We start from the raw sequence: 26,857 nt of genomic DNA, 5'->3' as shown, positions 1-26,857 counted from the left end.
GAGAGTAGGCGGTATCTTTATTTATGTAATATAAATAAGAGGAGGGCGTTTATGTTTAAAACGGATATTGAAATTGCACAGGAGGCAAAGCTTTCAGACATCAGGGAAATTGCCAAAAAGCTTGATATTACAGAGGATGAGATTGAACTTTATGGAAAGTATAAGGCAAAGGTTGACTACAACATTTTAAAGAACAAAAAAAGTAGGAACGGAAAGCTTATTTTAGTTACGGCGATAAATCCAACTCCAGCAGGGGAAGGAAAAACAACAACTTCAATTGGACTTGCAGATGCTCTAACAGTACTTGGTAAGAGAACTGCAGTTGCACTTCGTGAACCATCTCTTGGACCTGTATTTGGAATAAAGGGAGGAGCAGCAGGGGGAGGCTACTCACAGGTTGTTCCAATGGAGGATATTAATCTTCACTTCACAGGTGACTTCCACGCAATTGGTGCGGCAAATAATTTACTTGCAGCAATGCTTGATAATCATATATATCAAGGGAATGAATTAAACATAGACCAAAGAAGAATTACTTGGAGAAGATGCGTTGATATGAATGATAGGCAGCTAAGGTTTATTGTAAGTGGGCTTGGAGGAAAGGTTAATGGCGTCCCAAGAGAGGATGGGTTTGATATAACTGTTGCATCAGAGGTTATGGCAATATTCTGTCTATCAAAGGATATAAATGACCTAAAGGAAAGATTATCAAGAATAGTTGTTGCATATAATAGAGAAGGTAAGCCTGTTACAGCGGGGGATTTAAGGGCACAGGGGGCAATGGCAGCACTTTTAAAGGATGCCCTAAAGCCTAACTTAGTTCAAACATTAGGAGGTACACCTGCCTTTGTTCACGGAGGACCATTTGCAAATATTGCCCACGGATGTAATTCAATAATGGCAACTAAGATGGCTCTTCATCTTGCAGATTATGTTGTAACGGAGGCAGGCTTTGGAGCAGACTTAGGTGCGGAAAAGTTTATTGACATAAAGTGCAGAATGGCAGGGCTTGAGCCAAGTGCTGTTGTCATTGTTGCTACGGTAAGGGCCCTTAAGTATAACGGAGGGGTTTTAAAGGATAAGTTAGGTGAAAAGAATCTTGAGGCACTTGAAAAGGGACTTCCAAATCTTTTAAAGCACGTTGAAAACATAACACGAGTATTCAATCTTCCTGCTGTTGTTGCCTTGAATAGATTCCCAACTGATACAGAGGAAGAAATTGAGCTTGTAAAGGAAAAGTGTAGAGAGCTTGGTGTTAATGTTAAGGTATCAGAAGTTTGGGCAAAGGGTGGAGAAGGCGGAATAGAAGTGGCTGAGGAAGTTCTAAGGTTAATAGAAGAAAAGAACAGCAGTATGAATTTTGCTTATGATTTAAATATGCCAATAAAGGAAAAGATTAAGACAATAGCAAGAAGAATATATGGTGCTGAAGATGCAGTGTTTACACAGGATGCAGAAAAGCAGATTGCAGAACTTGAAAAGCTTGGATTTGGAAACTTGCCTATTTGTATGGCAAAAACTCAGTATTCATTGAGTGATGATGCAACAAAGCTTGGAAGACCAGAGGGATTTAAGATAACAGTAAGGGAAGTATATGTTTCAGCAGGTGCTGGTTTTATAGTTGCAATTACTGGAAGTATTATGAAGATGCCGGGGCTTCCTAAGGTTCCTGCAGCAGAAAAGATAGATGTAGATGAAAATGGCAGAATAACAGGACTTTTTTAGGAGGGATAGCTTGATACTATATGGGAAACAGGTTGCAGAAAAGCTTTCAGATGAAATAATAGAGGAAGTTAGGAGTCTTAAGGAGAAGGGTATAGAACCAAAGCTTGCAATAGTTAGAGTTGGAAAAAATGAAGGTGATTTATCCTATGAGAGGGGAGCGTTAAAGAGGGCAGAAAAGCTTGGTATAAAGGTTGAGGTCTTTGAATTAGAAGAAGGCGTAAAAACTGAGGATTTGATAGAATGTATAGACAAGATAAATAATGATGCTTTAATACACGGAATACTTCTTTTTAGGCCTCTACCTAAGAATATAGATGAAAATAAAATAAAAAACTACATAAATCCAAACAAGGATGTGGATTGTATAAATCCTATAAATGTAGCAAAGGTTATGGAGGGGGATAAAACAGGCTTTGCTCCTTGTACTCCATCGGCAGTAATAGAAATATTAAAACATTATGGCATTGAACTTAAGGGTAAGAATGTTGTGGTAATAGGAAGGTCAATGGTTGTTGGTAAGCCCTTATCTATGCTTCTACTCAATGAAGATGCAACTGTTACAATATGCCATTCAAAAACACGAAACTTAAAGGAAATAACAAAAAAGGCAGATATACTTATTGTTGCCATAGGTCGTGCTAAATATATAAATAAAGAATATGTAGGAGAAAATACAGTTGTAATTGATGTTGGTATTAATGTGGATAATGTGGGCAACCTTTGTGGTGATGTTGATTTTGAGGACGTAAAGGACATTGTGTCGGATATAACCCCAGTTCCAGGAGGAGTTGGAGCTGTAACAAATACAGTATTATTTAAGAATCTTATTAATGCCTGCAGGTTACAGATAAAATAAACTTTTTAGGTGAGTTTAATTAGCCCTATGAAGGATTTTAAGGTATCCTTTCATTTCGCCAATCAAATCTAAGCTTTTTGTTGGAAAAGTCCTACCCTTGCGATGCCATCGTCCTGATGGCTTCTTGGTTCGACACGTCCTGTACTGAATTACGGACTTTTTCAAAGTCTAAAGCTACGATTTGCTAAAGCTTATGAAGGAGTGTAATAAAATCCTTTTATGGGGCTTCTTTAAATTAAAGACATCAAATAGATTGTTAATAATAAAAAAAACTTTGGCAAATAAATCCTTATAATACCCAAAACTCTTGCTATTTTAATGATTATAGCAATAATGAAATAATATATAATTGTAAATTTACTGAAATTTTTTAATATAATATATTGACGTATTATGCGTTATACTGTTATAATAAAAATATATTACGAAATGGGTTTCGAAAAAAGAATAAGAGGTGTTAATACTTGACAGTTACAATATATGATATATCAAAAGAAACAGGGTTTTCACCAACAACAGTATCAAAGGCTTTAAACAATTATCCAGATGTAAGTGAAAAAACTAAAAAAATAATTTTAGAGAAGGCAAATGAAATGGGGTATATCCCTAATTCCCACGCAAGAATATTAACTACAAAAAAGTCTTGGACTATAGGAATACTATTCGATGAAAAGTTAAACGTAGGTATGAAACATCCGTTTTTTAACGCTGTTATAGAAAGTTTTAAGAAAAATGTAGAAGCAAGAGGTTATGACCTATTATTTATATCAAAGGATATAGGTGGCGACAGAATTACCTATTTAGATCACTGCAAAATTAGGGGCGTGGATGGAGTAATAATAATAACTTCAGACCCTCAAAACAACGAAATACAGGAACTTATAAACAGTGATTTTCCCTGTGTTTTAATAGACAATGAATGTAGTAGAGCAAGCAGTGTTCATTCAGATGATATACAGGGGTGTTACTTAGCAATTGAATATCTTTATTCTTTAGGACACAGAAGAATAGCTCATATTTATGGAAGTTTAGATACCTTTGCAGGTCAAGCAAGATATGATGAATTTTTAAACGTTATAAGAAGATTTAAATTAGAAAAAAAGGATGAATATTTAGTAGATGGGGGCTATTTCTCCTATGAGGGTGGTTATAATGCTATGAAAAAGCTCTTAGAGTTAAAGGAACCACCAACTGCAGTATTTGCATCAGGAGACTTTATGGCAATTGGAGCAATAAATGCAATTAAGGATAGGGGATTAAGGGTACCTCAAGATATATCAGTAATTGGATATGACGATTTAGATTTATGTAAATATATAACTCCAAAGCTTACAACAATAAGACAGAACACAGATTTGATAGGAGAAAATGCAGCAGAGATATTAATTAATGCTATAGATAAAAAAAATAGCAGAACATCTGTAATTGTTCCAGTTGAATTAGTTATTAGAGATTCCTGTGAATCTTTAATATAAAATTTATCCTTTTTCTTTTTTAATGTATTCGAAACCGGTTTCGAAAAAAATAATAATCTAAGTATTTAGCACAAAAGTGTTACTATAAAAAAATAAAAAGAGGGGGCAAATTTGATGAAAATTAAAAAGTATTTAGGTATCTTATTGTCAACAGTGCTTGTAACAACATCACTTGTTGGTTGTGGACCTAAAAAAACAAGTGAAAACAAAGAAAAATTAGAAGTGGATAAGACAAAGGTATTAAGAGTTTGGTCCTTTACAGACGAACTTAAAGAACCACTTAAGTATTTTGAAGAGAAATACGGTATCAAGACTGAACTAACAATTGTACCAACAGAAAACTATGCTTCAAAACTTCAACCGGTTTTAGACAGTGGAGTTGGAGCACCAGATGTATTCACAGCAGAAATTGCGTGGGTAAAGCAATGGATTGATTTACCATATTGGGAAAACTTATCAGGTGAACCATATAATGCTGATAAATGGGCAGATGATTATGTTCCTTACGTTTATAACATAGGTAAGGATATGAATGGAAACGTAAAGGCATTATCTTGGCAAGCAACTCCAGGTGGATTTATATATAAGAGATGGATTGCAAGAAAAGTTTGGGGAAATGATGACCCAGCATTTGTAGCACAAAAGCTTTCATCAATGGAAAACTTTATGAAGGCTGCTGAAGAATTAAAGCAAGCAGGATATAAGATTCTACCAGACGAAGGTGCTATCCGTTGGTTTGCTAAAGGTTCAGATCCAAAGCCTTGGGTAAATGAAAAGAATGAACTACAACTAACTCAAGCACAAATAGATTTTATGGACTATCAAAAGAAGCTACGTGACAATGAATATACAGCACTTGCTCCAGAATGGTCACCAGCTTGGTTTGCTTCAATGCAAGGACAAATACCAATAAATGCTGGTTGGGAAAAGGACGTAAACAAGGTTAAGGGAAATAAGACTGAAGTTTTTGGTTATGTAATGCCAACTTGGGGATTACACTATGTAATTAAACCAAATGCAAAGGAAACAGCAGGCGATTGGGGATTAACATCAGGACCATCTCCATACTTCTGGGGAGGAACTTGGATAGGTATATATTCAGGTTCAAAGAACAAAGGAGCTGCTTGGGAATTTGTAAAGATGATGACTCACGATGAAGAGTTCTTAAATTGGTGGTACAAGAAAACAGGAGACCTATTATCATACAAGCCAGTAACAGAAAAGGTAAAGGACACAGCAAAGGATGAATTCTTAAAGGGACAAAACCATTATCAATTCTTCTTAAAGGAAGCAGAAAAGATAAATCCAAATATTGTTACAAAGTATGATCAAGGTATAGATACTATATGGGGTAATGTAGTAAAGGAATACATCGAAGGTAAGAAGACAAAGGATGCGGCAATAAATGAATTCTATAAACAGGTTAAAAATGCATACCCTGAAATAAAAACTCCATTAGATAAATAATTAATTTTTGAAAATTGTATAATAGGTGAACTTATGTTCACCTATTATATTAATTTAAAGAAAGAGGGTGTACTATGAATTCCAGAAATAAATACGGATATTTATTTATAGCTCCATTTTTTATTGTTTTTAGTATATTTGGCATTTATCCAATACTTCTTTCTTTATATATGAGCTTCACAGATTATAAAGGTATTGGTTCTCCTTTTAATGCAAATTGGGTAGGATTACAACAATATGCAAGACTATTAAAGGACACATATTTCCTTCAAGCATTTATAAACACTTGGAAAATATGGGGAGTAAATATAATTCTTCAATTAGCACTGGCGTTAATTCTTGCTGTAATTTTTTCAGACGTAAGATTAAAACTTAAAGGGGTTAGTTTATATCGTGCAATATTTTATCTACCTAATTTAATGACAGTTTCATCTGTTGCACTACTTTTCTTATTCATTTTAGATTGGCAGCACGGTGCATTAAATGGTTTGCTGCTTAAGGCTGGATTTATATCAAAACCTGTTAACTGGTTAGGACAACCACAAACAGCACAGCTATCGGTTTCATTAATACAAACTTGGCTTTGGTTTGGTCATACATTTATTATAATTTTTGCTGGTATAGAAGGAATTTCAAAGGATTATTTTGAAGCAGCTATGATAGATGGTGCAAGTAGAACTCAGACCTTCTTTAAGGTAACACTACCACTATTAAAACCTATAATGATTTATGTTGTTATAACATCATTGATAGGTGGATTACAGTTGTTTGAAATACCTTTCCTAATGTCTCAAAATGGTCTTGGTGGACCTGAGGGCTCATTAGTAACAATGGTTTTATATCTATATAATCAAGCATTTAAATACCGTAACTTTGGATATGCCGCAGCAGTTGCATATGGTCTATTCTTTATAATATTAATATTCTCCATATTCGTATTTAAGGGTATGTTCAAGGAAGAGGCCTAAGGAGGTGTGAGTTTTGAATAAAAGAAATTTTATAAGAGGAATATTATATGCAGCTTTGACTTTACTTGCTTTAATTTGTTTAATACCTTTTGCAATGATGATAATAAATTCAACACGTTCAAATACAGAAATAGTAAGAGGATTTACATTAATACCTGGTAAGAGCCTAATTGAGAACTATAAAAATATGATGTACCATATGGATGTTTCAGATGGGGTATTTAAAGGAATATGGTTAGGATATAAAAACAGCTTTATAATTGCCATATCTGTAACAATATTAAGTGGATATTTTTCGGCATTAACTGCATACGGTTTTTATGCTTATGATTTTAAGGGTAAAAAGGTGTTATTTATTCTAATTTTAATTATGATGATGATACCAAGCCAATTAGGTTTACTTGGATTTTATGAATTAAACAAGGCTTTAAAAACTTTAGATAGCTATATTCCACTTATAGTACCATCTATAGCTACACCATTTACAGTATTTTTTATGCGCCAATATTTAGTTTCTACAATGCACCCTGCTCTACTTGAGGCGGCAAGAATTGATGGTGCAAATGAGTTCTCAATATTCCATAAGATAGTATTACCTATAATGCTTCCAGCAATTGCAACTATGTCTATATTTACATTTATAGGAGCTTGGAACAACTACTTGATACCATTAACAATAATTGTTTCACCACACAAATATCCACTACCAGTGCTTATGGGATATCTAAAGGGTGGTAAGGTTTCAGAAAACTTAGGTTCTATGTATCTTGCAATTTCAATGTCAGTTGCTCCAATTATAATTGCATTTATGTTCTTATCAAAATATATAATAAGCAGTATATCTGCAGGATCTGTTAAGGAATAAAATACAACCTATTAAAAATTAAAATTTTTCTTAGGTTTATCCTCTTTATATTTAAGGTGTAATATCCTAAAAGATGCTGATTTAGACTTAAAAGAGGTTGACTTTAAACACTAAATAAAAAATAAGTTTTTTATCAAGGGAGGATAAATATGAATAATTATTACTTTGATGAAAAAAACAGATTTGTAATAGAAAACTTTAATAATTCAAAACCCTTTTCAAGCTTTTTGCCTGGTATTGCAGGTGAAAAGGGAATTCCTATGTGGATTTTTTATGTAAATAGAGGACAATGTATTTCAGCCTTTGGTATAAAAAACAAGGATAATCCAATAATGGAGTTTTTCCCTGCATATAAGTGTTATCAAAATGTACAAAGTGTAGGTTTTAGAACATTTATAAAGTTTGATAATGGAGTTGTTTACGAACCATTTTTAAATATTAGAAATACTAAAAATGTAACTCAAAAAATGTATATTGGTATGAATGAATTAGAGATTGAAGAGATAAATAATGAAAATGACATTCAAATAAATGTACTTTATTATATGTTGCCACAGGAGAAATTAGCTGCACTTGTTAGAAAAGTTACAATTAAAAACATATCAAAGGATAAAAAGAAAATTGAAGTTTTAGATGGTATGCCAGCCCTACTTCCTTATGGCGTGAGTGATGGAGGGTTAAAACAGGTAGGAAATACACTTAAGGCGTGGATGGAGGTATATAATCACGAAGAGGGTACACCAATTTTCAGAATGAGGTCATCATCAGAAGATAGTGTAAATGTAACTGAGTTTAAAGAGGGTAATTTTTATTTATCATTCAAAAATGTAAATGGAAATAAAGAGTTAATAAAGCCAATAGTTGATGCAGATTTAGTGTTTGGTATGAATACATCTTTAAGCTTCCCAGATGTATTTGCAAGTAATTCTATTGAAGATATATTACGTAGAAAACAAATAACTTCAAATAAAGTGCCTTGTAGTTTTGCAGCAGCAAGTGCTGAATTAAATGATGGGGAAACTATGGAGGTATATTCTGTTGTTGGTCATACAATAGAGGCTTCAGTTTTAGAGAGCTATAAAGATAAATTTAGCAGTGATGTATATATAAACAACAAGTATTTAGAGGGTACACAAATAATAGAGAAAATAACGAATGATATAAATACAAAGACATCCTCCAAGTTGTTTGATGAATACTGCAGACAAAGCTATTTAGACAATATATTAAGAGGCGGATATCCTGTTGTTTTCAATAACGGGGGTAAAACATTTGTTTACTATATGTATTCAAGAAAACACGGAGATTTAGAAAGAGACTACAACTATTTTTCACTTCAACCAGAGTACTATTCAAGTGGAAATGGAAACTATAGAGATGTAAACCAAAATAGAAGAAACGATGTATTTTTTAGACCAGAGGTAAAGAGCTACAACATAAAGACTTTTATGAATTTAATTCAAGCAGACGGATACAATCCTCTTGTTATAAATGGGGTTAGATATAGAGTAAATGCAAACGATTTACATTTTGTTGATGAATTGGTGGAAGAAGGAGATGTTTTAAAGGAATTTTTAAACAATTCATTTACACCAGGTAAGCTATTTACTTTTATAGAACAAAAGAATATTAAGCTTAAGGTTTCAGAAGAAGAACTACTAAAAAAGATTATGGAAAATGTTGAAGAAGAGGTGGATGCAGTTCACGGAGAAGGCTTCTGGACTGACCACTGGACATATAATTTGGATTTAATAGAAAACTATTTAGAAGTCTATCCAGATAAAAAGAAAGATTTATTGTTTAATGAATATGATTACACATATTTTGATAATAGTGAAGTTGTGCTTCCAAGGGAAAAGAGATATGTATTAGCAGGTGATAAAGTAAGACAATACAATTCATTGGTGGAAGATAAGGAAAAGAAAAAGCTTATAGAAAGCAGAAAAACCTACAAAAACTTAATGAGAGCCAACAAAGGTTTAGGGGAGATATACAAAACAAACCTTATTACAAAATTAGTAAATCTTGCTTGTGTAAAATTTGCAACGATAGACCCTTGTGGTATGGGAATTGAAATGGAGGCAGGTAAACCTGGCTGGTATGATGCATTAAATGGTTTACCTGGACTATTTGGTTCTTCAGTTGCAGAGGCCTATGAACTTGTTAGACTATCTAATTTCATAGTAGATGTATTAAAGGAAAATAAAGATGTAGAAGTTAAATTGCCAGTTGAAGTTTATGACTTAATAGAAAAGGAAGTAGAGCTTTTAGAAACTTATAATAAGTCACAGGAAGAAGATAGAGACTATAAGTTCTGGTCACATATGTCAGATTTACGTGAAAAATATAGAGAAGAAGTTAAATTTGGTTTTGAAGGAAAAGAAGTTTCAGTAAATGCAGAGGTACTTGCTACTAAAATTTTAGACCTAAAGAATAAACTGCAATCTAAATTGGAAAAGGCAAAAGAAGAAAATGGAGGCATTATGCCAACGTACTTCTACTATGATGCTGAAGAGTACGAAGTTATTGAAGATAAAAGTGAAGTTGAAGAAGATGAAAGTACACAAAGATACGTTAGAGTACTTAAATTCAGACAACATAGAATGCCACTATTTTTAGAGGGAGTAGTTAGAGGATTTAAAATCTATAACGATAGAGAGCTTTTAAGTAATGTTTACAATAAAGTTAAAGAAAGTGATTTATTTGATAGAAAACTAAAGATGTATAAAGTAAATGCGTCACTTAACAACGAGACAATAGAGATTGGTAGAGCAAGAGCCTTTACACCAGGTTGGCTTGAAAATGAATCAATATGGCTTCATATGGAATATAAATATATGCTTGAGATATTAAAGAGTGGTCTATATGATGAGTTCTATAGTGACTTTAAAAATGTTTTAATTCCATTTATGGATCCGAGCATATACGGCAGAAGTCCACTTGAAAATTCATCTTTCATTGCAAGCAGTGCTAATATAGATGAATCAATACACGGAACTGGATTTGTTGCAAGATTAAGTGGTGCAACTGCAGAACTTTTAAGCATATGGAGGCTTATGTTTGTTGGTAAAAAACCATTTGATATGAGAAATGGAAAACTAACTTTAAGCTTTAATCCTATTCTGCCAGAATGGTTATTTGACGAAGAAAACAAAGTTAGCTTCAACTTCTTAGGAAGATGTAATGTTACTTACTACAATCCAAATAGAAAAAATACCTATGAAATAGATTCTTCAAATCAAAGAATAGTGCTTTACTTAATAGATGGGGGTAAGGTTGAAATATCAGGAAATGTAATTGAAGAAGAATATGCAATTAAAGTGAGAGAAGGAAAAGTAAATAAGATAGATGTTTATCTACAATAAACCTTTTATGGAGGTAAAAATGAAAAGGGAGTTTAAAGTTTATTTAACAGCAAGGGATACCGATGATAGGTTAACCTTTAAAGGAACGAAATCATTAGAGTTAAATGAAACTTGTGATAAGGCTATTGAGGTTTTTGAGGATGAAACATTTCAAACTATAGAAGGGTTTGGTGGAGCTTTTACTGAAGCTGCTGCATATAACTTCTACAAATTAGGAGAGCAAAATAGAAAAGAAATATTAAAGGCATATTTTAGTGATGAAGATGGAAATGGATATAACCTTTGCAGAACGCATATAAATAGCTGTGACTTTTCATTAGGAAATTACGATTATGTTGAGGAATATGATGTAGAGCTCAATACCTTTGATATTGAAAGGGAAAGAAAATACGTTATTCCATTTATAAAAGAAGCAAAGGCTGTTTCTAAGGAGGAGATTAAAATATTTTCTTCTCCTTGGAGCCCACCTGCCTGGATGAAAACAAATGGTGAAATGAACAATGGTGGTAAGCTAAAGGATGAGTATAAGGATGTTTGGGCTCTCTATTTTGCAAAATATATAAAGGCAATGAAGCAGGAAGGAATAGATATTTGGGGAGTTACAGTTCAAAATGAACCAGAGGCAACTCAGGTTTGGGATTCCTGTAGATATACAGCAGAAGAGGAGAGGGATTTTGTTAAATATCATTTAGGCCCAACTTTATATAAAGAGGGATTAGAGAACATAAACGTTATTGTTTGGGATCACAACAGAGACCTGTTGTATGAAAGAGCAAAGGTTATCTTATCAGATAAAGAGGCCTCAAAATATGTTTGGGGTGTTGGCTTCCACTGGTATTCAGGAGATCAATTTGAAAATCTTGAAAAGACACACAGGGATTTTCCAGACAAAAAACTTCTATTTACAGAAGGATGCCAAGAAGGCGGAGTTAAATTAGGAGATTGGAATGTCGGTGAAAGGTATGGACACAACATAATTGGAGATTTAAATAATCACACAGTTGGTTGGGTTGATTGGAATTTAATATTAGATACACAGGGAGGACCTAATCACGTTGGTAATTACTGTGATGCTCCAATCATAGTAGATACACAAAATGATAAGATATATTACCAAAGTTCATACTATTATATAGGTCATTTTAGCAGATTCATAAAAAGAGGAGCAAAGAGAATAGGGTTTGTTAATCCTTATGAAAATTTAGAGGTTACAGCCTTTAAAAATTTAGACGGAAAAGTTGTTGTTATAGTTATGAATAAATCAGATGCAGATGTGGATTTTAATCTAAAGTTAAATGACAAATTTGTCAAATGCAATAGTATTAAACATTCTATAATGACGCTAATAATGGAGTAATATATGCTGATTAGGCAAGTAACCAGACATAGGAGTTACTTGCCAAATTTATAAGTAAAAAATAGGAGGTAAGTATGGCGAAATATAATTTTCCAAAGGATTTTATATGGGGAGTAGCAACATCCTCATATCAAATTGAAGGTGCCTACAATGAAGACGGCAAGGGTGAAAATATATGGGATAGATTTACTTCTATTCCAGGTAATATATATAAAAACCATAATGGTAATGTAGCCTGTGATCATTATCACTTATATGAAAAGGATATAGAGATATTAGAACAATTAGGTATAAATAATTATAGACTTTCAATTTCGTGGGCAAGAATCTTTCCAAAGGGATATGGAGAGGTAAATCAAAAGGGAGTGGAATTTTATAAAAAACTTATAAATACTTTAATAAGCAAAGGTATACAGCCAGCAGTAACCTTATACCATTGGGACTTGCCACAACATCTTCAAGATATGGGAGGATGGGCAAATAGGAAAGTAGTAGATTATTTTGTTGAATATGCTGAGTTTATGTTTAAGGAATTTGGGGATTTAGTGCCTATATGGATTACCCATAATGAGCCTTGGGTAGTTTCGATGTTGGGTTATGCTTGGGGAATACACGCACCAGGAATTAAGGATTATAAAATGGCATTACAGGTTGCCCATAATGTACTTTTATCACACGGAAAAGTTGTAAGGCTTTATAGAAGTATGGATTTAAAGGGCAAAATAGGTATAACATTAAACCTATTAACATCATATCCATATACAAATGACGAAAAGGATATATTAGCAGCAAAAATTAATGATGGATTTGTAAATAGATGGTTTTTAGATCCAGTATTAAAGGGCAAATACCCTGAAGATATGGTTAAGCTTTATAGAGAACAAAATCTTTTACCTGAACTTCCTGAAGAGGATATGGAGATTATAAATGAAAAAATAGACTTTTTGGGTATAAATTATTATACAAGAAGTGTTGTTAAATATGATGAGGCATCTTATCCTTTGAAGGCTTCAGGAGTAGAGTTAGACAATCCTAAAACTGATATGGGATGGGAAATATATCCTAAAGGTTTATATGATATGCTTAATTACTTGCATCAAAACTATGATGGTATAGAAATATTAATTACAGAAAATGGAGCTGCCTTTAACGATATAGTTAATTCTAATGGTAGGGTAATAGATGACTATAGAATTTTCTATCTAAATGAGCACTTAAAGGAAGTATATAGAGCAATTTCAGATGGAGTAAATGTTAAGGGATATTATCTATGGTCATTTTTAGATAACTTTGAATGGGCTGAAGGCTATGCAAAGAGATTTGGAATTGTGTATGTAGACTATACTAACCAAAACAGAATTATAAAAGACAGTGCATATTGGTATGGAGATGTTATTAAAAACAATGGGTTAAAGGAATAAGTATGGTTAAAACAAGTAATTATCAATGAAAAATCAAGGAGGTTTATTGTTGTGGATAAAGTTAAATATTGGGAATTTATAAATGAAAATGGTGAATTTGAACTTGAGGATCCTCAAAAAAGCAGTTATCTATATTTTCCTATTGCAAATGAAGCTGGTTTAATGTCATCCATTACACCTACATTAAATGGAGATATTAAGTCAGGTCAGAATACTTTTCTTTTACTTCCTGTATCAGCGGAGGATTTACACAATACAAGAAGCTCAAGAAATTTTTGGATTAACATAAAAGGATATGGACCTTGGTCAGTTAGTGGAAATTCACCAATGCAGATAGGATATACCTTTAGAGAAAATTCTCCTGAAAAAGTTAAATTAGAAGCGGGTTTTTTATGGCACAAGATAACAAGGGAAAATAGTGATTTAGGAATAAAGGCAGAGGTTTTAAATTTTGCACCTGCTGACAATCATAAGGTAGAACTTATGAAGGTTAGTATTACAAATACAGGAGAAGATACTAAAACAATAGTTCCAACTGCCGCAATTCCTATATATGGACGTTCAGCAGACAATTTAAGAGACCACAGACACGTTACTTCACTTCTTCATAGAATTAAAACAACTGATAATGGTGTAGTAGTAAAACCTACACTTTCCTTTGACGAAAGAGGACATAAAATTAATAATGTTATCTATTCTGTACTTGGTGTTGAAGAAAATGGTGAAAATCCAATAGGATTTTTTCCAGAGGTTGAAGAGTTCATTGGAGAAGGTGGAAATTTAGAGTGCCCTGAAGCAGTATTTTGTAATAAAGAGCCATATGCTAAGCCTGGTGATATGTTTGAAGGATATGAAGCAATAGGTGCTATAAGGTTTAAAGAAGTAGAACTTTTAGCAGGGGAAACTAAGACATTTATAGTAATGATGGCTATAAATGAAGATGGTGATGAAACAGAAAATAGAGTGCTTATAAGTAAATATGGAAGCCTTGAAAAGATTGATAGAGCTTTAGATGAGTGTAAAAAATATTGGGATAACAAATTAAAAAGGCCAGAATTTGAGACAGGTGATGAAAAATTTGATAAGTGGATGAAGTGGATTAATCTACAACCAATTTTAAGAAGAATATATGGTTGTTCATTCCTACCTCACCACGACTATGGAAGAGGCGGAAGAGGATGGAGAGACTTATGGCAGGATTGTCTTGCACTACTTATGATGGAACCAGATGAAGTAAGAAAACTTCTATATAATAATTATGCTGGTGTTAGAATAGATGGAAGTAATGCTACTATAATTGGTTCAAAACCTGGTGAATTTATTGCAGATAGAAATAATATAGCAAGAATATGGATGGATCACGGAGCGTGGCCTTTCCTTACTACAAAATTATATTTAGATTTAAGTGGGGATTTAAACTTCTTATTAGAAGAACAGGAATACTTCAAGGATAGACTTGCCAGCAGATGTTCTGATTTTGATGAAACTTGGACGATTGAAGAAGGTAACAAATTAAAAACCTTTGAAGGAAAAACTTATAAAGGAACAATTTTAGAACATATTTTGATTCAACATCTTACTCCGTTCTTTAATGTTGGAATGCATAATAATATTAGGCTTGAGGGTGCAGATTGGAATGATGGTTTAGATATGGCACCTGAAAGGGGAGAGAGTGTTGCGTTCACTGCTCTATATGGAAGCAATTTGATTGAGTTTGCGAAAATATTAAAGGAACTAAAGAAAAGATACTCTGTTAATGAAATAGAACTGGCAGAAGAAATGTTATTACTACTTGATTCATTGAGTTCACCTATAAATTATGATTCTGTTGAGGATAAGGTTAATCTATTAAATAAGTATTTTAATAGCTGTAAGAGTAAAATATCAGGAAGAAAAGTTAATGTATCAATAGATGAACTTATCAATGATTTAGAAAGAAAAGGAAATTGGATAATCAATCATATTAGAAATAATGAGTGGATTAAAAACTCTGAAGGTTATGAGTGGTTCAATGGTTATTATGATAATTCAGGTAATAGAGTTGAAGGAGACCATCCAAATGGTACAAGAATGAATTTAACAAGCCAAGTATTTACTACAATGGGTGGAACAGCTACTGATGAACAAATAGAAAAGATAATAAAATCAGCCAACAAATATTTGAAGGATGATAAAGTAGGAGGATATAGATTAAATACTAATTATCACGAAGTTAAAAAAGATTTAGGAAGGCTTTTTGGTTTTGCCTTTGGACATAAGGAAAATGGTGCGATGTTTAGCCATATGGCAGTAATGTATGGAAATGCTCTTTACAAGAGAGGATATGTAGAGGCAGGATATGAGGTGATTAATTCTATATATTCGCATTGTATGAATTTTGAAAAGAGCAGAATATATCCTGGTATACCTGAGTATATAAACGAAAAGGGAAGGGGTATGTACCATTACCTTACAGGTTCAGCAAGTTGGCTATTATTAACTGTGCTTACAGAGATGTTTGGAGTTAAGGGCGAACTTGGAGATTTAGTATTAGAACCAAAATTAATAGATAAACAGTTTGATAATGAAGGCAAAGCCTCTGTTATTGCACTATTTGCTGAAAGAAGTATAAGGGTTCAATACATTAATAGGATCAAATTAAACTATGGACAATATAAAATAGTATCTGTAAGCATAAATGGAAATAAAGTAGAATGCAGTATATGTGGAAATAAAGTAGTGATAGAAAGAAAGGTTATAGAGTCATTAGATATTAATAAGCTTCACAATATAGTTGTAGAACTTGCTTAATTAAAAGTGCTTTCTAAATCTTTAGGGCGGGTATTCAGTTTGAATTCCTGTCCTTTCTTTCATTGACAGTACTTTCAATAAGTAAGACCATATCCAAAAAAAATGCACCTCATATAAAAAACCATACCTTAAAATGGAAAAATTCATAGAGTAAAATAAATATAGAAAAATAAGAAAATTCGAATGTTTTGGGTATGGAGGAAGGTAAGACGATGGATGTTAAATTAAGCAGCAATGTTGTCGAATTATGTTGAAATTAATAAAAATTATAAATATTTTATATTTTTACACAGAAAGTATAGATTTTTAACAAAATTCGTGTATAATTAAATTTAATATTAATTTACCAGTAATTTTCAAATATTTAGTGAAAATTTATACTAGGGGGTGAAAAAGTTGCCAAGGAAAAAACTAAATGCTTTTTTGTTTGAGAAGGATGTTAATAGGTTTATATCTGGCGAACATTTTGAAAGTTATAAATTTATGGGAAGTAAACTTATAAACTATAGAGGAAAAGATGGAGCAAGCTTTTGTGTTTTTGCACCAAATGCAAAAGATGTTAGAGTTGTTGGCAATTTTAATGGGTGGAATGGTGAAAAGCATAGAATGTATAAGGTTTTAAACACTGGGTTGTGGTGGCTTTTTATAGAGGGTATAGAGGATGGAGAATTGTATAAATATGAAATACATAAGCAGGATGGAAGTATAGTTTTTAAAGCTGACCCCTATGCAGTATATTCAGAATTACGACCAAATACAGCATCAATAGTTACTGAACTTAAGGAGTATGGATGGAATGATAGGGATTGGCTTGAAAAAAGAGAAAAGACAAATATATATGAATCTCCAGTAAACATTTATGAGGTTCATTTAGGTTCTTGGATGAGGGGAGAAAACAATAGATTTTTAACTTATAGAGAGATAGCAGATAAGCTATGTGAATATGTTTTAGATATGGGGTATACACACGTTGAAATTATGCCTGTATCTGAATATCCTCTTGATGAGTCTTGGGGGTATCAACCAACAGGTTACTATTCAGTAACAAGTAGGTATGGAAGGATAGAGGATTTTAAATATCTAATAGACAAGCTCCATCAAAATAACATAGGAGTAATTTTAGATTGGGTTCCTGGACATTTTTGTCGAGATGAACACGGTCTTTACTGCTTTGATGGCGGACACGTGTATGAGTCTGACAATCCTCTTCTTGCAGATAATTGGGATTGGGGAACAGCAAATTTTGATTATGGGAAAAAAGCTGTACAGAGTTTCCTCATTTCAAATGCATTATATTGGTTTGAAGAGTTTCACGTTGATGGATTAAGAGTTGACGCAGTGGCAGCAATGCTCTATTTAGATTATGGAAAGCAGCATATGAATATAAGAAATAAGTATGGGGGCAGGGAAAATATTGAGGCAGTCGATTTTCTAAAGAAGTTAAATAAGGCTATTTTTGAAAGGGTAAAAAATCCTCTTATGATAGCTGAGGAATCAACTGCTTGGCCACTTGTAACATATCCAGTTCACGATGGGGGACTTGGTTTTAATTATAAATGGAATATGGGATGGATGAATGATATACTCCGCTATATGCAGACAGATTTTCAATACAGAAGAGATAATCACAATTTAGTTACTTTTTCTATTATGTACGCCTTTTCAGAGAATTTTATTCTTCCTTTATCCCACGATGAAGTAGTACACGGAAAGAAGTCACTTATAGATAAAATGCCTGGAAGCTATGAAGAAAAATTTGCAAATTTAAGGGCTCTATATGGATATATGATGAGCCATCCAGGTAAAAAGCTCCTATTTATGGGTGGAGAGTTTGGACAATTTATCGAATGGAGATTCTACGAATCATTAGAATGGTTCCTCCTTAAATACCCAATGCACGATGCATTAAAGACATATGTTAAAGATTTAAACAGGTTCTATAGGTACAATTCAGAGCTTTTCGAACTTGACCATAAAATGGAAGGGTTTGAATGGATAGATGCATCAAATGCAAATCAATCAGTTTTTTCATTTATAAGAAGAAACAAAAATGGAGACTTTTTAGTAGTTGTATGTAACTTTAATAAGGGTAAGTATGAGGACTTTAGAATAGGAGTTCCGGAAAACTGTGAATATGTAGAAGTATTTAATAGTGATAGAGACGTATATGGAGGAAGCAACTTTATAAATGATGAGGTTGTAAAGGCTAAAAAAGAGGAATGGCACGGAAGAGAGCAGCATATAAATATAAAGGTTGCACCGCTGTCATTTATAGTATTAAAACCAGTAAAAAAAGCATAGGGGGGTTAACATGCCAAAAAAAGAAATAGTAGCAATGATACTTGCAGGAGGCCAAGGAAGTAGATTAAAAAATCTAACAAGAAATAATGCGAAACCAGCAGTTCCATTTGGAGGAAAATACAGAATAATTGATTTTACATTAAGTAATTGTGCAAATTCAGGAATAGATACTGTAGGAGTTCTAACACAGTACCAACCACTTATATTACATACCCATATAGGTATAGGTTCTGCGTGGGATTTAGATAGAAAATTTGGTGGGGTAACACTTCTTCCCCCTTTTGAGAGTGAGTCAGGTGGTAACTGGTATAAGGGAACAGCAGATGCTATTTTTCAAAATATAGGCTTCATAGATTATTTTGATCCAGAGTATGTATTAATTTTATCTGGGGACCACATATATAAGATGGATTACTCTGAAATGTTAGAGTACCACAAGGAAAAAAAGGCTGATGCAACGATTGCAGTAATAGAGGTACCATTAAAGGAGGCATCCCGATTTGGAATAATGAATACTGAGGAAGATGGAAGAATATATGAATTTGAAGAAAAACCTAAAAAGCCAAAGAGTACTCTGGCTTCTATGGGAATATATATATTCAATTGGCAAAAGCTAAAAACATACCTTAAAGAAGATGAAAAGGATGCAGAGTCTCAAAGGGATTTTGGTAAAAATATTATACCTAAAATGTTAAATGGTGGTTTAAGGCTATATGCATATAAATTTGAGGGTTATTGGAAGGATGTTGGAACAGTAGATAGCTATTGGGAAGCACATATGGACCTTTTAGATGAAGAGAGTGGAATGGATTTAAATGACCCTTATTGGAAGATATATACAGCGGATTATTCCTACCCCCCACAATACATTGGGGCAGATGCTGTTGTAAAAAACTCTCTTATTGTTGAGGGATGTATTATAGAGGGTGAAGTTAAAAATTCTGTTTTATCCTATGGAGTCAAGGTTGGAAAAAATGCAAAGGTAATAGATTCGATAATTATGAACCATACAGAGATAGAAGATGGAGCTTATATTTGTAGAGCAATAATAGGCAAGGGTTGCAAGGTTAGAGCAGGAGTTCAAGTTGGAAACTGCCAAGACATTGTTTTAATTGGTGATAATAAAGATATAAAAGAAAATACAAAGAATGAGTGACTGGGGGGTAATTTATGCTAAAGGACTATATGGGAGTAATTTCTCTAAGCGAGGACGAGAGCAATATAAGAAGCTTAACAGTTCATAGACCAATTGCTTCTATTCCAATATTTGCAAGATATAGAGTTATAGATTTTATGCTGTCAAATATGAAGAATGCAGGAATTACAAATGTAGGTATATTTGTTAATTCTGCTTCACGTTCTTTAATTGACCATATAGGTACAGGTAAACCTTGGGATATGAATAGAAAAAACGATGGAGTATTTATATTTAATAGATACTTAAATGCAGCAGTAAATAATGATATAAAACTACTTAAAAATAATCTTGAATTTTTATATAGAAGCAAAAAAAACAAGGTTATTATGACGTCTTCCTATATGATTTGTAATATTGATTTTGAGGAAATTGCCTATGAACACGAAAAGAGCGATGCTGATGTAACAGTTGTGTATAAGAAGGTTGAAAATGGAGATAATATGTTCTTAAATTGTGATACATTGAAGATAGATGAAAACGGAAGAGTTTTAAGTGTAGGAAGGAACCTATGTTTAACAGACACAGCCAATGTAAGTATGGAAATATATATTATGAATAAGGAGTTCTTTATAGACTGTATTTTAAGGTGCATACAAGATGGAGGATGCGACACAATAAAACAGTATATATTTGCAAATCTTAAAAAGTTTGATGTAAGAGCCTATGAATATAAAGGTTATGTAGGATGTATAAATTCTGTTAATTCATATTATAGAGTTTCAATGGATATATTAGAGTATGATGTTATGAATGAGCTTTTAAATTCAGAGAGAAGAATTTATACAAAATCTAATGATTCTCCTCCAACAAAGTATTTAAATGGATCAGAGATAGTTAATTCACTTATTGCAAATGGATGTATTATAAAGGGTACTGTTAAAAATAGCATTATATCTCGTGGGGTTGTTATAGAGGAAGGAGCGGAGGTTATAAATTCAATTGTATTTCCAAAGTGCGTAATAAATAAAAATGTAAAGTTAAAGAATGTAATTTTAGATAAGAATGTTGAGATTGAAATGGATAAGGTATTGATTGGAGATAAGAACTATCCTGTAGTTATCGAAAAGGGAAGCTATGTTGGAATATAAAGGGGTGATTCAAATGAAGGTATTATTTGCAGCTTCTGAATGCTATCCGTTTTTAAAAACAGGAGGACTTGGGGATGTTGCCTATGCGCTTCCTAAGGCATTAAGAAAAATAGGCGTTGACGTTAGGGTTATAATGCCAAAGTATTCAGATATAAATTATGACTTTAAGAGCAAGATGAAGCATATTACTCACTTTGATGTGTGGGTTGGATGGAGAAGGCAATACTGTGGAATTGAGTATCTTGAGTATGATGGAGTTCCCTTCTATTTTGTAGACAATGAATATTACTTCAAAAGACCAGGTGCCTATGGATATTATGATGATGGAGAAAGATTTTCATATTTTAGTAGAGCGATACTTGAGGCTATTTCTCACCTTGACTTCAAACCAGATATTCTTCATTTAAATGACTGGCATACAGCTGTTTCAGCAGTTTTATTAAAACATCATTATTGGCAGAGTGATTTTCATAAAAACCTAAAAACAGTATTAACAATTCATAATCTTAAATTTCAGGGGGTATTTGGAAGAGAAGTGTTAGGAGACCTATTAGGGCTTGATGATGGATATTTTGCAGAGGATAAAATGAAGTATTATAACGCTGTTTCCTTTATGAAGGGTGGAATTATATATTCTGATAAGGTAACAACAGTAAGCCCAACCTATACAGAGGAAGTAAAGACACCTTTTTATGGAGAGGGACTTCACGGACTTTTAGCAGGTATATCATATAAATTTACAGGTATCTTAAATGGAGTAGACTATGATGTATATAATCCTGCAACTGATAGGAGTATATATGTAAAATATGATATTAATTCAATTGAAAATAAGAAGAAGAATAAGCTTTCTCTTCAAAGGGAACTAAACCTTGAGGTAAATGAAAATATACCTATGATAGGCATTGTATCAAGACTTACAGACCAAAAAGGTTTTGATTTAGTTGCAAATGTAATTGAGGAAATTTTAAGGCAGGATGTTCAGCTTGTTGTTTTAGGAACAGGACAATATGTGTATGAGGATTTGTTTAGATATTATGCTTCTATATATCCATCAAAGGTATCTGCTAATATATGCTTTAATGATGGTTTAGCAAGGAAGATATATGCAGCAAGCGATATGTTCCTAATGCCTTCATTATTTGAACCTTGTGGAATTGGTCAGCTTCTTGCTTTAAGGTATGGTTCAGTTCCTATAGTTAGAGAGACAGGAGGACTTAAGGATACAGTAAAACCATATAACCAATTTACAGGAGAGGGTTGGGGATTTTCCTTTAGAAACTATAATTCCCACGAGATGTTAAATATCATTAAATATGCAGTTTCAGTTTATAGAAATAACAAAAATGCTTGGTACCATTTAATAAAACACGGAATGGAAAGGGATAATAGCTGGAACAATTCTGCAAAGCTATACAAGGGTTTATATGAAGGAATTTAGGTGGTGATTATATGAATTTGACCAAGGAACAGATAAAAAATGATTATCAGAAGAAACTTATAAATTTATTTGCAGAGGACTTGGAGGAGTCCTCTGTATTACATCAATATATTGCACTTGCTGAACTTGTTAAGGAGTACAGCTTTGAAAGGTGGATGAAAACAAATAAAAAGTATAAGAAGGAAGGTACAAAGCAGGTTTATTATTTTTCAATGGAGTTTTTACTTGGTAAACTCCTCGAAAACAATCTAATTAATTTAGGAATAAAGGATATAGTAGAAGAAGCACTAATGGATTTAGGAGTAAGGCTTGAGGAGCTTAACAATGTTGAAAGAGAAGCAGGACTTGGCAATGGTGGATTGGGAAGGCTTGCTGCCTGTTTTTTAGATTCAATGGCGGCACTATCTATTGCAGGTCACGGTAATGGAATAAGGTATAAATATGGCTTTTTTAGGCAGCAGATAAGGGATGGATATCAGGTTGAAACACCTGATGATTGGTTAAGGCACGGCTATCCTTGGGAGATTAGAAGGGTAGATAAGTCTGTTATTGTAAAGTTTGGGGGATATGTATACTTTACAACCGAAAATGGGCGTTTTGTTGCAAAACACGAGGGATATGAGGAGGTACTTGCGGTTCCTTATGATGTTCCTATAATAGGTTATGGAACAGATACTGTAAATACGTTAAGGCTTTGGAATGCGGAGGTAAAAAATAAGGACTTTGATTTTGAAAGATTTAGTGCAGGGGAATATACCAAAGCTATAGAATACAAATATTCTGTTGAGTCTATATCGCAGGTTTTATATCCTGACGATACAACAGAAAAGGGAAAGTTATTAAGACTAAAACAGGAATACTTCTTTGTCAGTGCTGGTGTTCAAAGTATTATGAGAACCTATAAAAAAATGGGTCACTCAATATATGATTTTCATAAATATGTTGCAATACACATAAATGATACGCATCCTGCACTTGCAGTTGCTGAGCTTATGAGAATATTAATAGATGAAGAGCAGCTCCCTTGGGAGGATGCTTGGGATATAACTGTAAAAACGATGGCCTATACAAACCATACCATTATGTCTGAGGCCCTTGAAAAATGGCCTGTTGATATGATGAAAAAGCTTCTGCCAAGAATTTATACAATAATTGAAGAGATAAACAGAAGGTTCTGTCAAGAGTTAATGGAAAGATATAATAATGACTGGAATAAGGTTGACAGGATGGCAATAATAAGTGGTGGATGGGTAAAGATGGCTAACCTTGCCATTGTGGGAAGCCATAGTGTAAATGGAGTTTCAAAGCTTCATACTGAAATATTAAAAAATCAAGAGCTTAGGGATTTTAATGAATATTATCAAGGTAAGTTCAATAATAAGACAAATGGAATAACTCACAGAAGATGGCTTATAAAGGCAAACCCAGACCTTACAAACCTCATTGCAAATACAATTGGATGTGATTTTTTAAAAAATCCTAAGGAATTAATAAAACTTGAAGACTACAAGGATGATAAGGCGTTTTTAGATAAACTTGCAAAGATTAAATATAATAATAAAGCAAAGCTTGCTGACTATATAAGAAGAACGCAAGGTATAAAAATAGATCCTAATTCAATATTTGATGTTCAAGCCAAGAGGCTCCACGCCTATAAAAGACAGCTTCTTAATATTCTGCACGTTATAAATCTATATAATGAGCTTATTGATAATCCAAATATGGATATTGTGCCACATACGTTTATATTTAGTGCAAAGGCAGCACCAGGATATTATCTTGCAAAGAAGATTATAAAACTAATAAATAGTGTAGGTGAAAAGGTAAATAATGACCCTAAGATAAATAATAGAATAAAGGTTGTTTTTGCTGAAAATTATAATGTTTCCTTAGCAGAAAAGCTCATTCCAAGTGCAGAGGTAAGTGAACAGATATCCACAGCATCAAAGGAAGCATCAGGTACTGGCAATATGAAGTTTATGATGAATGGTGCAATAACTATAGGAACATTAGATGGTGCAAATGTTGAGATTTATGAAGAGGTAGGAGATGAAAATATAATTTTATTTGGTATGACATCTGAAGAGGTAATAAACTACTATAAAAATGGAGGGTACCATTCTTGGGATTTATATTATCAAGATAGAAGATTAACAAGAATACTGAATGAACTTGATGATGGATATTTTGCACCAAAGGGAGAATTTAGGGAGATATTTAATCACCTACTAACCCATAATGATGAGTTTTTTGTTCTTAAAGACTTTGCCTCCTATTGTGAAGCACAAAGGAAAATAAATGAACTATATAAGGATAAATTAAAATGGAACCGAATTTCATTAATCAATATAGCACATTCAGGAAGATTCTCAAGCGATAATACAATACTCGAATATGCGAGGGATATTTGGTTTAAATAAATAAGGAAACAAAAGGTGAAAGCACCTTTTGTTTCCTTATTTTATTCCACTTACTATATACATCTCATCGTTATCGATAACAAGATTAACATAAAGGTATTTTGAAAATATGTTTGCTGTTTCAATTGCAGGTGGAAGCCTATCCTCCTTAACCTCCTGATGACGGCTGTGGACACTGTTTATCTTTTCTCTTGAATCAGAATGGGCAACCACAAGCTTTCCACCCTTATTAAGCATATTTGAAAGATGATTAATAAGGGCATTCTTATCGGAAAAATGAGGATATGCAGAATATATTATAATTAAATCATACAATCCTTTGTGTTCCATTATATCCTGTGCTATAAAATTTATTTTACTATAATTGTACTTTGATTTTGCAACATCTATCATCTTTTCGGATATATCAACTGCAGTTATGGAATTTGGATTGTATTTTAAAAGAAAGGATTCGAGAATTCCTGTTCCGCAGCCAACATCGAGTATATTTAAATTATCCTTTATATCTATTAATTTTAGTATTTTATCTATTTTCTTTTCATCATGTTTTGTTATTTCATCCCAAATAGGTGCAAGTCTATTAAAAAATTCTCTTTGGTTCATTTCTTACCTCCTATTAATTTGCTACAATATTATTATAACAAAATAAACACTGAAAAAAAGGGTGGTTAAAATGAACAGTGAAATTGATTGTATAGGATTATTTTGTCCAATACCTGTAATTAAAGCAAAAATAGCCTTTAAAAATTTAAACAGCTATGAATCTATAACCATTGTTACAGACCATAGCTGTACACAACAGGGTATTTTAGAGGCCTTTAAAAACTATAATTGCAGAATTGATATAGAAGATAATGCTGGGATATGGTATATAAGGATAACTAAGCTTTAGCAGAAGGTTTCTTTTCCGTGCTTAAGTATAAATTCAATAAATTCCTTTACATAGCTTTTATTTAAGATGTCCTTACTATAGATTAAGTAAATATCGCAGAGGCAGGACATACCTTCTATAGGAATGGCAGAAAGTATGCCTGCGTGAACTTCAGATTTTACAGATGTATAAGGCAGTATTGATGAACCCATTCCTGCAACTATAGATGCCTTTATTGATTCTATTGTGTTTAACTCCATTTCAATCTTTATATTTTCTTCTTTAATAGAAGTATCTATTATATACCTTATACCGTTATCTTTAGATAGTAGTACTAATGGAATTTCGGATAATCTACTTAAATTTATTTTGTTGTCGGGTATCTTGTATTTTTTTGGATTATATACAAAAACTAAATCATTGGCACAAATTTTCTTGCTCTCTATTTCATCACTTACAAAAGGCTTGTCTATAAACCCTATATCTGCTATCTTGTTTTGAATTCCTTCTATGACCTTTTTGGTATTTTCGATTTTAATATCAAATTTTATATTAGAATGTTTTGTTTTGTATATATAAACTGAACAGGGAAGGAGGTATTCACCTACTATATTGCAACTTAGTATTTTAATTTCACTTATTTTATTATGTAGTGATTCGTTTATGTCTGATAGCATATTTTCATATAGACTTATTATTGATTCAGCATATTCAAGTAAAATTTCCCCCTCCTTTGTCAACTCAACCCCTTTATTGCTTCTAATTAATAGTGAGCAGCCGATATTTTTTTCAAGATTTTGAAGCTGCTGACTTAAGGCTGATTGAGTTAGATGGAGTTTATTTGATGCCTTTGATATGCTGTTTTGTCTTACAGTTTCCCTAAAAGAAATTAAACTTTGTATATTCATCTCAAACAACCCCTTATATCGCATCTATATCTATTATATAATTAATCTATTATTAATTTCAACCTGAATTATTCATGGAATTTATTTAAAAGAGTTCTATAGCCCATATTAACTTAATTTTTTACTAAACTGCATTTCACTTAAAAAGTGAAATAAAAACATGAAAAAGAGGGCCCAAATTTGTTATAATATAGTTGCTAAACAAATACCAAACAAAGGGAGGGTTCTCAATGTTTAGTTTATATGATATTTGTTTAGAAAGCAATAGTAAAATACGATTAAATTTTGATGGTGGTGACTTATCTTCTGATACAGGATTGTTATTGCTTAAAGAATTTACT

18 protein-coding genes are annotated in these 26,857 nt (G+C 32.7%); 16 read left to right on the top strand and 2 right to left on the bottom strand.

The annotated features are described in order from the left end of the window. Nucleotides 1-51 precede the first annotated feature (51 nt). The 15 genes from BUB63_RS07480 to BUB63_RS07410 all read left to right on the top strand — a co-directional run bounded on the left by BUB63_RS07480 (nt 52) and on the right by BUB63_RS07410 (nt 24,737). A complete protein-coding gene (locus BUB63_RS07480; RefSeq protein ID WP_073248839.1) occupies nt 52-1,725 on the top strand; it encodes a formate--tetrahydrofolate ligase in 1,674 nt (557 codons plus the stop codon). 10 nt (nt 1,726-1,735) lie between these two features. Next, nucleotides 1,736-2,581 (top strand): bifunctional 5,10-methylenetetrahydrofolate dehydrogenase/5,10-methenyltetrahydrofolate cyclohydrolase, encoded by an 846-nt coding sequence (locus BUB63_RS07475; protein ID WP_073248837.1) that lies wholly within the window; start codon nt 1,736-1,738, stop codon nt 2,579-2,581. Nucleotides 2,582-3,045: 464 nt separating this feature from the next. Next, nucleotides 3,046-4,056: a LacI family DNA-binding transcriptional regulator gene (locus tag BUB63_RS07470; protein WP_073248835.1), complete on the top strand. Its 1,011-nt coding sequence runs from the start codon at nt 3,046-3,048 to the stop codon at nt 4,054-4,056. A gap of 114 nt (nt 4,057-4,170) precedes the next feature. Continuing rightward, nucleotides 4,171-5,523 (top strand): ABC transporter substrate-binding protein, encoded by a 1,353-nt coding sequence (locus BUB63_RS07465; protein WP_073248833.1) that lies wholly within the window; start codon nt 4,171-4,173, stop codon nt 5,521-5,523. Nucleotides 5,524-5,597: 74 nt separating this feature from the next. After that, nucleotides 5,598-6,491, top strand: coding sequence for a carbohydrate ABC transporter permease (locus BUB63_RS07460; RefSeq protein WP_027308908.1), 894 nt, complete (start codon nt 5,598-5,600; stop codon nt 6,489-6,491). Between the two features lie 13 nt (nt 6,492-6,504). Continuing rightward, nucleotides 6,505-7,356: a carbohydrate ABC transporter permease gene (locus BUB63_RS07455; RefSeq protein WP_027308907.1), complete on the top strand. Its 852-nt coding sequence runs from the start codon at nt 6,505-6,507 to the stop codon at nt 7,354-7,356. A gap of 149 nt (nt 7,357-7,505) precedes the next feature. Further along, a complete protein-coding gene (locus BUB63_RS07450) occupies nt 7,506-10,721 on the top strand; it encodes a cellobiose phosphorylase (protein WP_073248831.1) in 3,216 nt (1,071 codons plus the stop codon). Between the two features lie 19 nt (nt 10,722-10,740). After that, nucleotides 10,741-12,078: a glycoside hydrolase family 30 protein gene (locus BUB63_RS07445; protein WP_073248830.1), complete on the top strand. Its 1,338-nt coding sequence runs from the start codon at nt 10,741-10,743 to the stop codon at nt 12,076-12,078. A 74-nt stretch (nt 12,079-12,152) separates the two neighbouring features. Then, nucleotides 12,153-13,499: a GH1 family beta-glucosidase gene (locus BUB63_RS07440; RefSeq protein WP_027308904.1), complete on the top strand. Its 1,347-nt coding sequence runs from the start codon at nt 12,153-12,155 to the stop codon at nt 13,497-13,499. 51 nt (nt 13,500-13,550) lie between these two features. Then, nucleotides 13,551-16,289, top strand: a complete 2,739-nt coding sequence (locus tag BUB63_RS07435; protein ID WP_200790200.1) for a GH36-type glycosyl hydrolase domain-containing protein — start codon at nt 13,551-13,553, stop codon at nt 16,287-16,289. 396 nt (nt 16,290-16,685) lie between these two features. Next, nucleotides 16,686-18,590: a 1,4-alpha-glucan branching protein GlgB gene (glgB, locus tag BUB63_RS07430; protein WP_027309229.1), complete on the top strand. Its 1,905-nt coding sequence runs from the start codon at nt 16,686-16,688 to the stop codon at nt 18,588-18,590. A gap of 10 nt (nt 18,591-18,600) precedes the next feature. Beyond that, the gene (locus tag BUB63_RS07425) at nt 18,601-19,746 is read left to right on the top strand and encodes a glucose-1-phosphate adenylyltransferase (protein WP_073248826.1); all 1,146 of its coding nucleotides are present in this window, start codon (nt 18,601-18,603) and stop codon (nt 19,744-19,746) included. A gap of 14 nt (nt 19,747-19,760) precedes the next feature. Then, nucleotides 19,761-20,876: a glucose-1-phosphate adenylyltransferase subunit GlgD gene (glgD, locus tag BUB63_RS07420; protein ID WP_073248824.1), complete on the top strand. Its 1,116-nt coding sequence runs from the start codon at nt 19,761-19,763 to the stop codon at nt 20,874-20,876. Nucleotides 20,877-20,889: 13 nt separating this feature from the next. Further along, nucleotides 20,890-22,317, top strand: a complete 1,428-nt coding sequence (gene glgA / locus BUB63_RS07415; protein WP_073248822.1) for a glycogen synthase GlgA — start codon at nt 20,890-20,892, stop codon at nt 22,315-22,317. Nucleotides 22,318-22,328: 11 nt separating this feature from the next. Beyond that, on the top strand, nt 22,329-24,737 hold the full coding sequence (locus tag BUB63_RS07410) for a glycogen/starch/alpha-glucan phosphorylase (protein ID WP_073248820.1): 2,409 nt from the start codon (nt 22,329-22,331) through the stop codon (nt 24,735-24,737). Nucleotides 24,738-24,773: 36 nt separating this feature from the next. Here BUB63_RS07410 and BUB63_RS07405 read toward each other — a convergent pair whose 3' ends face one another. Then, the gene (locus BUB63_RS07405) at nt 24,774-25,340 is read right to left on the bottom strand and encodes a class I SAM-dependent DNA methyltransferase (protein WP_073248818.1); all 567 of its coding nucleotides are present in this window, start codon (nt 25,338-25,340) and stop codon (nt 24,774-24,776) included. Nucleotides 25,341-25,410: 70 nt separating this feature from the next. Here BUB63_RS07405 and BUB63_RS07400 point away from each other — a divergent pair, with 70 nt between their 5' ends. Continuing rightward, nucleotides 25,411-25,629: a sulfurtransferase TusA family protein gene (locus tag BUB63_RS07400; RefSeq protein ID WP_027309224.1), complete on the top strand. Its 219-nt coding sequence runs from the start codon at nt 25,411-25,413 to the stop codon at nt 25,627-25,629. On the opposite strand, the gene BUB63_RS07395 is transcribed toward BUB63_RS07400, so the two are convergent. Beyond that, the gene (locus BUB63_RS07395; protein WP_027309223.1) at nt 25,626-26,516 is read right to left on the bottom strand and encodes a LysR family transcriptional regulator; all 891 of its coding nucleotides are present in this window, start codon (nt 26,514-26,516) and stop codon (nt 25,626-25,628) included. The two genes, BUB63_RS07400 and BUB63_RS07395, sit on opposite strands and share 4 nt — an antisense overlap. Nucleotides 26,517-26,857: the final 341 nt, after the last annotated feature.

Origin of the sequence: Caloramator proteoclasticus DSM 10124, assembly GCF_900129265.1 — a bacterium.
Lineage (GTDB): Bacteria > Bacillota > Clostridia > Clostridiales > Caloramatoraceae > Thermobrachium > Thermobrachium proteoclasticum.
Note: the sequence above shows the minus strand (reverse complement) of the source record. Positions and strands in the feature narration are given on the sequence as shown.